This window comes from Bordetella genomosp. 7, assembly GCF_002261265.1.
Lineage (GTDB): Bacteria > Pseudomonadota > Gammaproteobacteria > Burkholderiales > Burkholderiaceae_B > Bordetella_A.
The window spans coordinates 494,032-508,429 of the sequence record NZ_NEVK01000008.1; the positions used below are offsets into that span (position 1 = coordinate 494,032).

The window sequence follows — 14,398 nt, forward strand, 5'->3', positions numbered from 1 at the left end:
CCTGCATTATCACATCGCCGGCGAGTTGCCCGCTTACCACACTGAACTAATTTGTTACAGAAACGCGGTACCCTGGCCCGGGTGCCCCTGCAGATGCCCGTAAAATCGCCGCGATGAGCAAGTCGCAGAATTCTTCTAAAAAAGCCCCACCCCCCAAAAGCGGGTCGCCTGTTTTGCGGTTCTTCGTGAAGGCGGGCATTTTGCTGGGCGGTCTGGCGTTGTGTGGCGTCTTGCTGGGCGGCATGGCGTTGGCGTTGGCGTGGCCCAACCTGCCCGACCTGCACGCCATGACCGATTATCGGCCCCGGGTGCCGCTGCGCGTCTATACCAGCGACCACGTGCTCATCGGCGAGTTCGGCGAAGAACGCCGCAACGTGCTGCGCTTTAACGAATTTCCCGACGTGATGAAGTCGGCCGTGCTGGCTGCCGAAGACGATCGCTTCTACCAGCACGGCGGCATCGACTGGGCCGGCGTGGTGCGCGCCGGCCTGGCCAACCTGCTCAGCATGTCCAAGTCGCAGGGCGCCAGCACCATCACCATGCAGGTGGCGCGCAACTTCTACCTGTCGTCCGAAAAAACGTATTCACGCAAGTTCTACGAACTGCTGCTTACGTTCAAGATCGAGGCCGAGCTCACCAAAGACCAGATTCTCGAGCTCTATATGAACCAGATCTATCTGGGTCATCGCGCGTACGGCTTTGCCGCCGCGTCGCGCACGTACTTTGGCAAGCCGCTGTCGCAAGTCACCGCCGCCGAGGCCGCGATGCTGGCCGGCATTCCCAAGGCGCCGTCGCGTTTCAACCCCATCGCCAACCGGCCCCGCGCCGAATTGCGCCAGCATTACGTATTGGGCCGCATGCACTCCCTGGGGTACCTGACCGACGCCGAGTACCAGCAGGCCAAGGCGCAGCCCATCATCATCAAGGCCGCCGAAGGCACGCCGGCAGGCGGCTATGCCGTGCATGGCGAATATGTCGCCGAACTGGCGCGCCAGTTGCTCTACGGCATCTACCAGGACGACCTGTACTCGCGCGGCATCAACATCTACACCACGGTGCGCGCCAAAGACCAGGACTCGGCCTACCGCGCGGTGCGCGAAGGCGTACTGCAGTACACGCGCCGCGCCGTCTATCCGGGTCCGGAAGAACAGCTCGACATGCCGGAGGGCATCGAGAATAACCCGCAGGCCCTGGACGACTTCCTGGACGGCGTGTTCGAAAAGCATCCGGACAGCGATGACTTGCTCACCGCCGTCGTGCTGTCGGCCAGCCCCACCGAAATCAAGGTGGCGCGCAGCGCCAACGAGGTCATCTCCATCACCGACAAGAAAGCGCTGGGCGTTGTCGCCCGCTCGCTGGGCAACAAGGCTTCGGCCGAAAAGCGGCTGCGGCGCGGGTCGGTGGTGTACATCCACAAATATGGCGACGGCTGGGAAGTCATCAACATGCCGGCCGTGCAAGCCGCCTTCGTGTCGCTGTCGCCGCAAGACGGCGCCATCCGCGCCATGGTGGGCGGCTTCGACTTCTACCGGGGCAACTTCAACCGCGTCACGCAGGCCTGGCGCCAGCCCGGCTCCAACATCAAGCCGTTCGTCTACGCGGCGTCGCTCGAACGGGGCCTGACGCCGGCCACCCAGATCTCCGATCAGCCGTTCCAGCTCACGGCCGAACAAACGGGCTCCAAGGCCTGGAACCCCAAGAACTACGGCAACACCTACGAGCCCATGCTGACCATGCGGCAGGGGCTGTACAAGTCCAAGAACATGGTGTCGATCCGCATCCTGCAAGCCATCGGGCCGCAGTATGCGCAAGACTACCTGGCGCGCTTCGGCTTCGACAAGACGCGCCAGCCGGCCGTACTGCCGCTCGCATTGGGCGCGGGGTCCGTCACGCCCTTGCAGCTGGCCGGCGCCTATGCCGTGTTCGCCAATGGCGGCTATCGCATCGCGCCGTACCTGATCGAGCGCGTCACCGACAGCAGCGGCAAGGTGCTGATGCAATCCAAGCCCATCGTGGCCGGCGACGCGGCGGCCCGCGCCATCGACCCGCGCACGGCTTATGTCATGGACGACATGCTGCGCGGCGTGGCAACCAGCGGAACCGCCGCCCGGGCGCGCGCCACGCTCAAGCGCACGGACGTGGCCGGCAAGACGGGCACCACCAACGAATCTGTCGACGCGTGGTTCTCGGGTTACACGCCCACGCTGGTGGCCACGGCCTGGATGGGCTTTGACCAGCCCAGGTCGCTGGGTTCGCGTGAAACCGGCGGCGGCGTGGCCATGCCGATCTGGCTGGACTACATGGCCGAAATGCTCAAGGGCGTGCCCGAACAAAAGCAGCGGCCCCGTCCCGACGGCTTGCTGGTCGAGCGCGGCGAGTTTTATTTCTCGGAATTTCCCCCGGGCCAGGCGGTGGCGCGGCTGGGGCTGTCGGAGCCCACGCCGGCCGAAACCGACCAGCTGGGCGAGTTCCTGAACGAACTGGTGGGCGGGGGCGACAGCAGCATACGCGTGTCGCCCAGCATGAACACTGAAAAGCAGACGCCCTGGTCGCAGAAGATCCCTTTCTAGGCCTCGCCGCGCCAGGCCCGGGCGTTACAGTTTCACGTTGACGGGCACGCCGGCCGCTGCGGAACAGATCTGCGACAACGCATCGGCCAGCTGCGGGCCGCCGCGGGTGTCGTTCCAGTGTTGTCCGTCGTAGCGATAATGAAACCCGCCGGTGCGGGCCGCGACCCAGATCTCTTGCATGGCAGTCTGGGCGTTCACCACAACGTGGGTGCCGTCTTCGAACACCAGCGTCAGCACATTGCCGCTGCGGCTGGCTTCGATATCGACGTCCTGCCCCGCCGCCCAATCGTCGGCCTGGCTTTCGATGCTGTCCAGAACTTGGTCGACCAACGCAAGGAATTCGGTTTCAGTCATAATCGAACCTGCAAGAATTACGGAGTTTCGAGTGTCCCACTTGGCACACGGCCGCATGGTCTTACGCATTGTAGCCACGCTTGCCGCGACCAGCCTGGTCGCGGCGTGCGGCTTCAAGGGCCCGCTGTACCTGCCGCCCGAATCCGGCCAGACCGGGCCCACCACGCCCCCGCCGCCCCAAATCCCCGCTCCCGCAACGCTTCCATGACACCCCACAGTTCCTCGCGGCCTATCCTGGCCGGCGATCCGCATTTTCATTACCAGAACGGCGTACTGCATGCCGAAGGCGTGGCGCTGGACACGCTGGCCGCGCAACTGGGCACGCCTCTTTATGTGTATTCGCGCGCCGCGCTGCGCCAGGCCTGGCAATCCTACAGCGACGCCATCGGCAGCCGTCCGGTGCTGGTCTGTTATGGCATGAAGGCCAATTCCAACCTGGCTGTGCTGAAAGAGTTCGCCCGGCTGGGGGCGGGCTTCGATATCGTCTCGGGCGGCGAACTCAAGCGCGTGCTGGCCGCCGGCGGCGATCCGTCCAAGGTCGTGTTCTCCGGGGTGGGCAAGCAGCCCTGGGAAATTCGCGATGCGCTGCTGGCCGGCGTGAAGTGCTTCAACGCCGAATCGCAGGCTGAACTGCACTGCCTGTCCGACGTAGCGCTGTCCATGGGCCGGCGCGCGCGGGTGTCCCTGCGCGTCAACCCCGACGTCGACGCCCACACCCATCCCTACATTTCCACCGGCCTGAAGGAAAACAAGTTCGGCATCGCGATCGAATCGGCGCTGGACGCCTATCGCCTGGCGGCTTCGTTGCCAGGGCTGGAAGTCGTAGGGGTCGACTGCCACATCGGCTCGCAGCTCACGGATATCAGCCCTTATTTCGACGCACTGGAAAAACTGCTCGACCTGATCGAACAGCTCGATGCCGCGGGCATCTCCATCCAGCACCTGGACCTGGGCGGCGGCCTGGGCATCCGCTATACCGACGAAATCCCGCCGTCGCCCAAGGCCCTGCTCGACCGCGTGTTCGATCGGCTGCAGGCGCGCGGCATGGCGCACCTGCACCTGATCCTCGAGCCGGGGCGTTCGCTAGTGGGCAACGCCGGCGTGCTGCTGACCACGGTGCAGTACCTGAAGCACGCCGAAGCGCGCAATTTCGCGATCGTGGATGCCGCCATGAACGACTTGCTGCGCCCGGCCCTGTACGACGCCTACCATGGCCTGCAACCGGTATCGCCGCGCGACGGCACGCCCACCGAATACGACGTGGTCGGCCCCATTTGCGAAAGCGCGGACTGGCTGGCCCGCCAGCGAAAACTCACCCTGCAGGCGGGCGATGTACTGGCCCTGGAATCAGCCGGCGCCTACGCCATGACCATGGCCAGCAACTACAACACGCGCACTCGAGCGGCCGAAGTCATGGTCGACGGCCAGCGGCATTACGTCGTGCGCGAGCGCGAAACGCTGGATGATCTGCTGCGGGGCGAATCGACACTGCCGTAATGGCCGGGCCATCCTGGCCAAAGCATTTTGGGGCGTGGGCAGGGCAGCTTGCGTGCGGTTTCCCGGCGTTGTCGAAGGCCGCCTTGGCTGGCTTGCTTCACGGTGCCGTCCGGGCGCCCCGCCGCGCGCCCGGGCCCGAACGCATCCGCGCCAAGCGCCTGACACCGAAAGCCGCCAAACAGGCGCCTGACTCCGGCCGCACAGGTGCCTGACTCCGGGCCGCACAGGTGCCTGACACCGGCCGCACAGGTGTCTGACTCCGAAGGTGTCAGACACCCTTCATGTACACCAAGCCCTCAAAGCTCGCCATAAGAATGCAAGCCTGACAGGAACATGTTGACGCCCAAAAACGCGAATCCCGTCACCAGCAGCCCCACCAGCGCCCAGTAAGCCGCCAGTTGGCCCCGCAGGCCCTTCATCAGCCGCATGTGCAGCCAGGCCGCGTAGTTCAGCCACACGATCAGGGCCCAGGTTTCCTTCGGATCCCATTGCCAGTACGCGCCCCAGGCGTCGGCCGCCCACAGCGCCCCCAGGATGGTTGCCACCGTGAAGAACGCGAAGCCGATGGCGATGGCCCGGTACATGATGTCGTCGAGCACTTCCAGGGAAGGCAGCGCCCGTGCGATACGCGCGCGGCCCATCAAGATGCCGCCCACGATCAGTACGCCCACGCCAAAGTAGATGATCCAGGTGGCCGACACGCCCTCGGTACGGAACACGATGGGTTCCACGCACAGCAGGACGCCCAGCACGAACAACGGCGCCAGCTTGACCCACGAAGTCGTCGAGCCATGCTGCTTGACCAGGTACGCAAAGCCCACCATGGCGGCCAGCGAGAACGTGCCGTAGCCGATGAAGTTGGCGGGCACGTGCAGCTTCATCCACCAGCTTTTGAGCGCCGGTACCAGCGGCTGGATCTGCGCCGCATCGCGCGTAAAGGCGTACCAGAGCAGGAAGATCGTCGCCGATGAAATCACCAGCAGCACAAAGCCGCCCAGCGCGCGCGTGGCGTACTTGCGCTCGTAGTACAGGTAGAACAATGCGGTGATCAGCGAAAACAGCACGAAAACTTCGTACAGGTTGCTGACCGGGATATGCCCCAGGTCCGGCCCCATCAGGTGCCCCTCGCGCCACCGCACCAGCATGCCGGTCACGCCCGAGAACACCGCGCCCCAGGTCAGGGCGGTGCCCAGCCACGCCGCCGTGGGGCTGAAGATGCCGATCCAGTAGCACAGCGTAGCCAGGATGAACAATGCGCTCATCCACAAAATGGCCGACTGCGACGAAAACAGGTACTTCAGGAAGAACACCTGCTCGGCGCGTCCCAGGTCGTTGCCGTACAGCAGCACGGCCAGGCCTGCGGCCAGTGCACACGCGATCATCAGCCGGCGCAGCGGGCGCCACAGCCAGCCCATCCAGGTCGCCAGCAACACCGTGCCGCACAGGATGATCTTCTCGTAGTAATCCATCGCGGTGCTGTAGCGCGTCAGCGCAAAACCCGCGCCCACCGCCAGCAATACGAAGAAAACCATATCGGTCCAGTCGGGGCGGCCGCGCACGGCGCGCGCGTCACCGGTGGCCGACAGCGGCGGCTGCCAGGCGGCATCGGACGATGATGAGGAAGTAATCACGGACATGGCAAACCTCAGGGCCTGTTGCGGCTCAGCAGCGCTTGCTTGAAGCGCTCGAATTCATGATTGAAGTCCAGTGTACGCTTCTGGGACGTCATGGCGGCCTGGACATCGCTGCCTGCGCCATCGGCGGCGGGCTTGACCCAGACCCACACGCGCCGGTCGCGAATGTAGAACATGGAAAACACCCCCAGCACCAGCAGCAGGCAACCGATATACACGGCGTTCTTGCCCGGCGTGCGGCTGACCTGGAATACGCTGGCCTGCTGGTGATTGAAGTCGCTCAGGGTCAGGAACACCGGCGCGGGATATACGTGCAGGTCAGAAAGCGCGGCGACCGCCAGGCGCGACCACTGTGCCGCGCGCTCGGCCTGCTCACCCTCGGTGGCCACCGGTGGCTGCCCGGCACGTTCCCGGGCCACGTCGCGCAATTCGGCCATCGACACGCCAATAAGCCGGATGACGACATCGGCGGCACGCGCCAGGTCGTCGGGCGGCGTATTGGCCTGCAGGAAGTTCGCAATGGCCTGCAGCCCACCCTGGGAAAATGTCTGCAGCGCCCGTTCGGCGGCCGTCTGCAGCGCCGGGCGTTCCGCAGGCGACGGGCTGTTGCGCTCGGCAAAGCGCCGCGCGGCTTCGCGACGCGCGGCCGGATCGGCCAGCGCGGCCCGCAGGTTCATGAACTCGGCCAGCGAACTGTCGGCATCGGCCGGAATGCGCAGATACCGGTAGTTCTCGGAGGCATTGTTGCGCACCCCCGCCAGGAACACCGCGGCGCCATCGAGCTCCACGGGCAGCATATAGTTCATGAACTCATGCGCCTGCCCGGCCTGGTCCAGGAGCTTGTACTCGATGCTTGGCCCCACATTGCGCAGGTTCTCGTTCTTCTTGCCCGCCGCGCTGCCCGCCACCGATGCCACGTGTTCGCCCAGCGTCAGCGGGTTGCCGCTGGGCGTGCCGCCGGTCAGGTCCTCGACGTTGATGGGCCGCAGCGCCGTGATGTCGATGGCCATGCTGCGCGGGCTGCCATCGGCGCCATGCGCGGTAATCTCGGCAGGCTTGCCCACCGTGCCCGTCACATCGAAGGTGGCTCCGCTGGTGCCCACCAGCGGGTAGCCCTTGAGGGTGACGCTGCTTCCGCCATCGTCGAAGCTGGACTGATATACGGTGACGCCCTTGTAGCGCAGGGGCTCGTTCACCTCGATGGTGGATTCGAACGACTTGCCGGTTTCGGGGTCGACCACTTCCACCTCGCTGGCAAAGCGGCTGGGCATGCCGGTGGAGTAATAGTCGATCAGGAATTTCTTCAGCTTCAGGGTGAACGGCAGGGGTTGCACCAGCGCGCCGTCGCCCACCATGACCACCGCCGTGCTGGCCTGGCCGCCCTCGGGCACCAGCACGCTGGCCCGGAAACTGGGGTTCGCGGGCGACAGCCTGCCGCTGGGCGGCACCTCGGAAATCAGCATGTTCTCGACGATAGGCTGCTTGCCGGCCAGCAAGACCTGCAGGCGCACGGCCAGTTCGCTGTCGAGCAATCCGCCCAGGCAGATGATCACCAGCGCCGCGTGGGCGCAGATATAGCCCAGCCGGTTGGCGCTGCCCTTCTTGGCTGCCAGCATGATGCCGTCGCCGTCGCGGCGTTCGCGCACCGCATAACCCTGGCCGACGAGCACGCCCTTGATATCGCCGGCCGCCTGCTCGGCCGGCGCCGCATCGCGCATCTCGACCCGATGGGGAAACGCCCGCAGGCTGCTGGCGCGCACATGCTCGCGGAACGAGCGCGCATCGCGCAGCATCTTGGGCGTGTTGCGGATCAGGCACAGGGTGGTCGACACGACCAGAAAGCCCATGATCGCCAGGAACCACCAGCTGTTGTAAACGTGCCAGATCGAGAACTTGTCGAACACCTCGAACCAGAAGGGCCCGAACTGGTCGATATAGGTGCTGGACGACCGGTTCTGCACCAGCACGGTGCCCACGACGCTGGCCACGCAGATGAACATCAGCAGGCTTACCGCGAAACGCATCGAGCCCAGCAACTCGAACAGGTCAGTCGGCAGGCTGCGCAAGGGGCGGGAAGGAGGCAATGTCTTGCTCATAAAAAAAGGGGGGCCGCGCACCGGCTTCCCCCCTTATGACAGCGCGCCCGGAATCCGGTTCCGGGTGGCGCGAGTAATGCAGCGCGGGCCGGCCGCGCGTGACCAGACAGGCGCTTAGCGCAGGCCTGCGGCGTAGTCGGAAACGGCCTTGATATCGGCGTCCGACATGCGATCGGCGATTTCCTGCATCACGGCGTTATTGCCGCGATCGCCGCTGCGGAACAGCTTGAGCTGTTCTTCGATGTACGAGGGGAACTGGCCCGCCAGGCGCGGATACTGGGCGGGAATGCCGGCGCCATTGGCCCCGTGGCAGGCTGCGCAGGCCGGCACGTTGCGCTCGGGCAGGCCGCCGCGCCAGATCTTGCGGCCGAGTTCGACCAGATCTTCGTGGCCGGCCGTGGCGGGCTGCTGCAGCGACTGCTGAGTCAGGTAGAAAGCCACATTCTGCATGTCTTCGGGCGTCAGGTTCTGCGCCATGGGTGTCATGGGCGACGGATTGCCGTCGGGGCCATTGCGCAGGGGCTTGTCGGCGCCTTCCTTGGTCTGGAAGTCGGCCAACTGCTTGACCAGATATTCGTGCGGCTGGGCAGCCAGGTTGGGGTTGGCGGGAATGCTGCTATTGCCCGCCGGGCCATGACAGGAAGCACAGGCGACAATGCCGCGCGAGGCATCGCCTTGGTCGTACAGTTGGGCACCCTTGGCCGCATCCGGCTTGGCCGGGCCCGCGGCGCCGTCGGCGGCGAAACTGGGTGAAATTACGGACGCACCGAGCATCAGCCCGCTTGCTACCAACATCCGGGACAGCACACGCTTCATTGAAAACCTCGACGATCGGATCTCGATCAAGGCGCCAAGGCGCCCCATGCCTGCCCCATGCCATGCCGATGCGAACACATGTTCGCTCCGGGCCCTTGATACCGCCGGTTCGTTGCTTTCAACGGGCGGAATAAGCCTATGCAATGCAGGGGGACCACTGTTGCAAACGCACGATTATACAATAGGGTTCGCAACCAACCGTATCGGCCCAATCCGTGTCCCTCCTGCACCGCGCCACTTTCGTCATCTCGGCAGCCCGCCTGGACCAGCTGCCCGCCCCCGGCGCGCCCGAAGTCTGCTTCGTCGGCCGCTCCAACGCCGGCAAATCGTCGGCCATCAATGTGCTGTGCAACCAGCGCCGGCTGGCGTTTTCCAGCAAGACGCCCGGCCGCACCCGCCTGATCAACATGTTCGGGCTGCCTGACCCCCTGGCTCCCGACCAGCACCTGGGGTTTCTTGTCGACCTGCCTGGCTATGGCTATGCATCGGTCGCCCACAAAGAAAAGGAAAAGTGGGCCGACATCCTCGGCGGCTATCTGCGCGACCGCCAGTCGCTGGCCGGCGTCGTGCTCATCATCGACATTCGCCGCGGCGTCACCGAGCTCGACCGCCGGCTGGCCGATTTCATCGCCCCCACGGGCCGGCCGGTGCTGGCCCTGCTGTCCAAGGCCGACAAGCTGCCGTACGGGCAACGCCAACGCACCGTGTTCGCCGTGCGCAAAGACCTGGCCGACATCGGCGCGCTGCATACCGTGCCGTTTTCCGCCACCGAGCGCATCGGTCTGCCCGAAGCCACCCAATACATCGAAAACTGGATTTCTCCGAAGGTCGTGCCATGAAGCCGCACATCATTACACCCGCTTTCCCGATTTCGCGGCCGCGCCGCCTGCGCCGCGATGATTTCACCCGTCGCCTGGTGCGCGAACACGCCCTGACGGTCAACGATCTCATCTACCCGGTATTCGTGGCAGACGGCACGGGCCTGCGCCAGCCGGTGCCTTCCTTGCCCGGCATCGTGCGCTACTCGCCCGACACCTTGCTGGAAGCCGCCGAAGAATGCGTCGCCCTGGGCATCCCCGTCATGGCGCTGTTTCCCGTCATCGACCCCGCGCTCAAGACCCCCGACGGCATCGAGGCCACCAACCCCGACGGCCTGGTCCCGCGCGTCGTGGCGGCGCTCAAGCAGCGCTTCCCGCAATTGGGAGTGCTGACCGACGTGGCGCTCGACCCTTACACCAGCCACGGGCAGGACGGCGTCATCGACGAAGAAGGCTACGTGCAGAACGAGCCCACGGTGCAGATCCTGATCCGGCAGGCGCTGGTGCAGGCGGCCGCCGGCGTCGACATCGTGGCGCCCAGCGACATGATGGACGGGCGCATCGGCGCCATCCGCCAGGCGCTCGAAGCCGAACAACACATCCACACCCGCATCATGGCTTACTCGGCCAAGTACGCCAGCGCTTTCTACGGCCCGTTCCGCGACGCCGTGGGTTCGGCCTCCAACCTGGGCAAGTCCAACAAAATGGCCTACCAGATGGACCCGGGCAACATCGACGAAGCGCTGCGCGAAGTCGCGGCCGACCTGCAGGAAGGCGCCGACATGGTCATGGTCAAGCCCGGCATGCCGTATCTGGATGTGGTGCGGCGAGTCAAGGACACCTTCCGCGCGCCGACCTTCGCGTACCAGGTCAGCGGCGAATACGCCATGATCAAGGCGGCCGCCGCCAACGGCTGGCTCGATCATGACAAAGTCATGATGGAAGCCCTGCTGGGCTTCAAGCGCGCTGGCGCCGACGGCATCCTGACCTACTTCGCCGTCGAGGCCGCCAGGCTGCTCAAGCAGCAGTAAGGCGTTCGCAGGTGTTGCCCTGTGTCGGGCTCCCGCAGGGTGCCTGACACCGCCGTGCACGAGACACATGATCAAGGCGGCCGGGGGGCCGCCTTCCGGGTATCGGGCTGCGGCCCGCTGCTAGCGCGCCAGCACGCGATCCAGCACCGCCGCAAAACGCGGGGCATCCTGAAAGCCGATCACGCGCGCATCGGCAATCGGGGCGCCGCCGGGCGCAAAGAACAATATCCCCGGCGGGCCGAACAGACGGAACCGCTTCAACAGCGCACGGTCGTCGGCATTGTTCTCGGTAACATCGGCCTGCACCAGCAGCAGTTGCGACATACGGCTTGCCACGCCCGGATCCGAAAACGTAAAGCGCTCCATTTCGCGGCACGACACGCACCAGTCGGCGTAGAAATCAAGCATCACGGGCCGGCTGCTTTGCGCCAGCAGGGCGTCGAGTTCCGCATTGCTGCGAACCCGCACAAATTCCACCGGGCCCGTGGCGGCTGCGGCCACCTGCGAGCCTGCGGTGCGCTGGGCCAGATGAGACAGCGGCTGCAGCACATCGCGGCCGCCGCTGGCCGCGCCCGCCAGCCACACCACCGCCGCCAGCGCCAGCAACACCCCCAGGCCCTTGGCGAACATGCGCGGCGCTCCCGCGCCGGGGGGCAGGGCGTCGAACGCGCGCAGCATCACCGCGGCCACAACGGCCAGGAACGCCCATCCCACCATTTGCAACCACGTTGGCACCACGGGGATCAGCATCCACCACGCAGTGGCCAGCAGCAGCATCCCGAACGCGCGCTTGACGCCGTCCATCCAGGGGCCGGCCTTCGGCAACAACGCGCCGGACGACGCTCCTACAGCCAGCAGGGGCACGCCCATCCCCCAGGCCATCGCAAACAGGGCCGCGCCGCCCAGGACCACGTCGCCGGTCTGCGAGATATAAAGCAGCGCACCGGCCAGCGGCGCGGCAACGCAAGGCCCCAGGATCAGCGCAGAAATCGCGCCCATGGCAAGCGCGCCGGCCGCCCGGCCGCCCGGAATCCGTGCCGCGCGCGCCGACAGCCAACCTTGCATCGCGCCCGGCACCTGGAAGTCGAACGCGCCGAACGTAGCCAATGCCAGCAAAACCAGTACAAGGGCGAACGCGGTCAGTATCCAGGGCGTCTGCAGCCATGCGGCCAGGCCGGCGCCGCTCAGGCCTGCGGCCACGCCCAGCAGCGTATAGACCACCGACATACCCAGCACATACGCTGCGGCCAGACCGAGCCCACGCGCGCGGCCCGGGCGTTCCTGCCCCTGGCCGCCCACCAGAATGGACGACAGAATGGGAATCATGGGCAACACACAGGGCGTAAATGCCAGCAGCAGCCCCAACACAAAGAATACGCCGGCCGTTTTCAGCCAGCCCAAGCCGCCGATCGCATCGGCCAGGCCCAGGTCGCCCGCCGTAAGCAACGCGCCCAGGCCTGTTGGCGACCCGGTCTGGCCTGACGGGGCGGCCGCCACGCCCGCCGCCGCGCCCGCCGTCTGCAATGAATAACCGCCGGCCACGGGGGCCAGCGTCACCTGGTGGTCGGCAGGCGGGTAGCACAACCCTGCATCGGCGCACCCCTGGCTGGTGATCGTCACCGTAAACGGTTGCTCTGCGGAAACAGGCACGGCGACGCGGACTTGGTCGTAGTACACCTCCATGTCTTTCTCGAAGGTGGGGTCATACTTGACCTTGCCGGATGGATACGTGGGTTCGCCCAGCGTTGCCGCGCCCGGGGGGCTTACTGAAAGCGCAAAACGCTCGCGATACATGTAGTAGCCCGGCGCAATGCGATAACGCAACTCCAGCTGGTCGGGCGCGGCCATGGCGGCGCTGAAGACGAAGGCCTGTTCGGGAGGCAGGAAATCCGACTCGGTCAGCGCCGCAGCAGGGCGGCTTGCCAACCCGGCACACACCGCCAGCAGGGCCAGGCAGCCCAGCAACCAACCTCGCCACGCCGGGCGCGCACGAACCAGAAACTGATGCATCGGAATCTCTTTATTGCTTGCATGAGGCCGGCCATGCCGGCTCCACATTCCGGGCCACGGCCCGGGCGCTATTGCGGCTGCTGGCCGCCGGCCTGTTCGCGCACCCAGCCCAGGTAGGCTGGGCTGCCGCCGATAACAGGCACGACAATGATCTCGGGCACGTCATAGGGATGCAGCCGGGACAGCGCGTCGATCAGCGCCTGCTGCCGGCCCGCGGTGGTCTTGATCCACATGGGTATCTCGTCCGCCCCTTCGATTTCGCCTTTCCAGCTATAGATGGACAGCACAGGCGCGCCAAGGTTCACGCAGGCGGCCAGCCCGTCTTCGACCAGCACGTGGGCAATGCGCTTGGCCAGCAGAAGGTCCGGCGCATTGCTGATCACCATCACGATATCGTCGTCGCGCGACATGATAGCTCCTGGAAGTGGCCGGCCAAGCCGCCAATACGGTATTTTATCGGCACCGCGCATCGCGCCATCGCCGCCGAGGCCAGCCCCATGTCGGAAAACTGCCTGTTCTGCCGTATCGCCCGGCAGCAAATTCCCGCCCACGTTGTTCACCAGGATGACGACATCCTGGCGTTCCTGGATATCCAGCCGGTGCGGCGCGGCCACGTGCTGATCATACCCAGGCAGCATTATGCCTATTTCGAAGACATGCCCGACGCGCTGGCCGGCCGCATCATGGCCCTGGGTCAACAACTGGCGCGCGCCATGAAGCGGCTATACCAGGTCGAGCGCGTGGGTTTTGTCTATACCGGCATCCACGTCGCCCACGCCCATGCCCACGTGATTCCCATGCACCACCCGCAAGACATCACATCCACGCAGTACATCGCGCAGCAAGACCTGCAGTTCATCATGCCGCCCCAATGCCCGGCCGACCAACTGACTGATACGGCGGCGCAGCTGCGCCGGGAACTCGCGAGCGGCTGATCCGGCCGGCCAGGCGGCGGCCCCAGCGGTCAACGCCCGGCCGCCTTCGGGTCGCACAAAAAACAAGGGCGGGCCCGAAAGCCCGCCCTTGCGCTTATTCACCGGCCGGATTTACTCGGCAGCGTTGTCAGCCTCGGTTTCCGAAACTTCAGGGCGATCAACCAGTTCCATGTAGGCCATGGGAGCGTTGTCGCCTTGACGGAAGCCCATCTTCAGCACGCGGGTGTAGCCACCGTTACGGTTCGCGTAGCGCGGACCGATTTCGGCAAACAGCTTGACCACGGCAGCGCGATCACGCAGACGGGCAAATGCCAGACGCTTGTTCGCCAGGGTGGGTTCCTTGCCCAGGGTAATCAGAGGTTCAACGACGCGGCGCAGCTCTTTCGCCTTGGGCAGCGTGGTCTTGATCGCTTCGTGGGTGATCAACGAAACGGCCATGTTGCGAAACATGGCAAGACGGTGACTGCTGGTGCGGTTGAGCTTACGCAAGCCATTACCGTGACGCATGATAAGTTCCTTTTGAATCTAAAGACGGTGCATGCACCGTCGGGTTGCCCGGCTCTTCTATCGGCCTGTTGCCAGCCCGCGGTCCGGTGAAAAAAGTTTCTGTGACGATCTGAATTCCGCGTGTTTTGGT

At 65.4% G+C, this 14,398-nt stretch carries 13 protein-coding genes; 6 read left to right on the top strand and 7 right to left on the bottom strand.

Annotation, left to right across the window (positions count from 1 at the left end; genetic code table 11):
- The first annotated feature begins 113 nt into the window (after positions 1-113).
- Entirely contained in the window at positions 114-2,570 is a 2,457-nt protein-coding gene (locus CAL19_RS18185) for a penicillin-binding protein 1A (RefSeq protein ID WP_094797603.1), read from the top strand.
- 24 nt (positions 2,571-2,594) lie between these two features.
- On the opposite strand, the gene cyaY is transcribed toward CAL19_RS18185, so the two are convergent.
- Positions 2,595-2,924: an iron donor protein CyaY gene (gene cyaY, locus CAL19_RS18190; RefSeq protein ID WP_026639660.1), complete on the bottom strand. Its 330-nt coding sequence runs from the start codon at positions 2,922-2,924 to the stop codon at positions 2,595-2,597.
- A gap of 55 nt (positions 2,925-2,979) precedes the next feature.
- On the opposite strand from cyaY, the gene lptM reads away from it, so the two are divergent.
- A complete protein-coding gene (lptM, locus tag CAL19_RS18195; protein WP_231494570.1) occupies positions 2,980-3,132 on the top strand; it encodes an LPS translocon maturation chaperone LptM in 153 nt (50 codons plus the stop codon).
- The gene (gene lysA, locus CAL19_RS18200; protein ID WP_026639661.1) at positions 3,129-4,421 is read left to right on the top strand and encodes a diaminopimelate decarboxylase; all 1,293 of its coding nucleotides are present in this window, start codon (positions 3,129-3,131) and stop codon (positions 4,419-4,421) included. The genes lptM and lysA overlap by 4 nt, the downstream gene beginning before the upstream one ends.
- A 296-nt stretch (positions 4,422-4,717) precedes the next feature.
- Here lysA and ccsB read toward each other — a convergent pair whose 3' ends face one another.
- From ccsB to CAL19_RS18215, 3 genes are all read right to left on the bottom strand, one after another.
- Positions 4,718-6,058 carry a c-type cytochrome biogenesis protein CcsB gene (gene ccsB, locus CAL19_RS18205; RefSeq protein ID WP_038852331.1) on the bottom strand — a complete coding sequence of 447 codons (1,341 nt, stop codon included), beginning with the start codon at positions 6,056-6,058 and terminating at the stop codon, positions 4,718-4,720.
- A gap of 8 nt (positions 6,059-6,066) precedes the next feature.
- Complete coding sequence (locus CAL19_RS18210) at positions 6,067-8,151, bottom strand: cytochrome c biogenesis protein ResB (protein WP_026639663.1); 2,085 nt, start codon at positions 8,149-8,151, stop codon at positions 6,067-6,069.
- Positions 8,152-8,265: 114 nt separating this feature from the next.
- Positions 8,266-8,967, bottom strand: coding sequence for a c-type cytochrome (locus CAL19_RS18215; protein ID WP_026639664.1), 702 nt, complete (start codon positions 8,965-8,967; stop codon positions 8,266-8,268).
- Between the two features lie 215 nt (positions 8,968-9,182).
- Here CAL19_RS18215 and yihA point away from each other — a divergent pair, with 215 nt between their 5' ends.
- Complete coding sequence (gene yihA / locus CAL19_RS18220; RefSeq protein WP_026639665.1) at positions 9,183-9,806, top strand: ribosome biogenesis GTP-binding protein YihA/YsxC; 624 nt, start codon at positions 9,183-9,185, stop codon at positions 9,804-9,806.
- The gene (gene hemB, locus CAL19_RS18225; RefSeq protein WP_026639666.1) at positions 9,803-10,816 is read left to right on the top strand and encodes a porphobilinogen synthase; all 1,014 of its coding nucleotides are present in this window, start codon (positions 9,803-9,805) and stop codon (positions 10,814-10,816) included. Before yihA ends, hemB begins: the two co-directional genes overlap by 4 nt.
- A gap of 120 nt (positions 10,817-10,936) precedes the next feature.
- On the opposite strand, the gene dsbD is transcribed toward hemB, so the two are convergent.
- Both dsbD and cutA read right to left on the bottom strand, forming a co-directional pair.
- On the bottom strand, positions 10,937-12,826 hold the full coding sequence (gene dsbD, locus CAL19_RS18230; protein WP_094797604.1) for a protein-disulfide reductase DsbD: 1,890 nt from the start codon (positions 12,824-12,826) through the stop codon (positions 10,937-10,939).
- Between the two features lie 68 nt (positions 12,827-12,894).
- Positions 12,895-13,236 carry a divalent-cation tolerance protein CutA gene (gene cutA, locus CAL19_RS18235; protein WP_094797605.1) on the bottom strand — a complete coding sequence of 114 codons (342 nt, stop codon included), beginning with the start codon at positions 13,234-13,236 and terminating at the stop codon, positions 12,895-12,897.
- An 87-nt stretch (positions 13,237-13,323) separates the two neighbouring features.
- On the opposite strand from cutA, the gene CAL19_RS18240 reads away from it, so the two are divergent.
- Positions 13,324-13,761: an HIT family protein gene (locus CAL19_RS18240; RefSeq protein WP_026639669.1), complete on the top strand. Its 438-nt coding sequence runs from the start codon at positions 13,324-13,326 to the stop codon at positions 13,759-13,761.
- A gap of 111 nt (positions 13,762-13,872) precedes the next feature.
- Here CAL19_RS18240 and rplQ read toward each other — a convergent pair whose 3' ends face one another.
- Positions 13,873-14,268 carry a 50S ribosomal protein L17 gene (gene rplQ / locus CAL19_RS18245; RefSeq protein ID WP_026639670.1) on the bottom strand — a complete coding sequence of 132 codons (396 nt, stop codon included), beginning with the start codon at positions 14,266-14,268 and terminating at the stop codon, positions 13,873-13,875.
- Between the last annotated feature and the right edge of the window lie 130 nt (positions 14,269-14,398).

Bases quoted from the DNA above. Each gene is read 5' to 3' on its own strand.
- hemB (WP_026639666.1), top strand. From the start codon at position 9,803: ATGAAGCCGCACATCATTACACCCGCTTTCCCGATTTCGCGGCCGCGC.
- lysA (WP_026639661.1), top strand. From the start codon at position 3,129: ATGACACCCCACAGTTCCTCGCGGCCTATCCTGGCCGGCGATCCGCAT.
- dsbD (WP_094797604.1), bottom strand. From the start codon at position 12,826: ATGCATCAGTTTCTGGTTCGTGCGCGCCCGGCGTGGCGAGGTTGGTTG.
- ccsB (WP_038852331.1), bottom strand. From the start codon at position 6,058: ATGTCCGTGATTACTTCCTCATCATCGTCCGATGCCGCCTGGCAGCCG.
- cyaY (WP_026639660.1), bottom strand. From the start codon at position 2,924: ATGACTGAAACCGAATTCCTTGCGTTGGTCGACCAAGTTCTGGACAGC.
- CAL19_RS18185 (WP_094797603.1), top strand. From the start codon at position 114: ATGAGCAAGTCGCAGAATTCTTCTAAAAAAGCCCCACCCCCCAAAAGC.
- cutA (WP_094797605.1), bottom strand. From the start codon at position 13,236: ATGTCGCGCGACGACGATATCGTGATGGTGATCAGCAATGCGCCGGAC.
- CAL19_RS18215 (WP_026639664.1), bottom strand. From the start codon at position 8,967: ATGAAGCGTGTGCTGTCCCGGATGTTGGTAGCAAGCGGGCTGATGCTC.
- lptM (WP_231494570.1), top strand. From the start codon at position 2,980: ATGGTCTTACGCATTGTAGCCACGCTTGCCGCGACCAGCCTGGTCGCG.
- rplQ (WP_026639670.1), bottom strand. From the start codon at position 14,268: ATGCGTCACGGTAATGGCTTGCGTAAGCTCAACCGCACCAGCAGTCAC.
- CAL19_RS18240 (WP_026639669.1), top strand. From the start codon at position 13,324: ATGTCGGAAAACTGCCTGTTCTGCCGTATCGCCCGGCAGCAAATTCCC.
- CAL19_RS18210 (WP_026639663.1), bottom strand. From the start codon at position 8,151: ATGAGCAAGACATTGCCTCCTTCCCGCCCCTTGCGCAGCCTGCCGACT.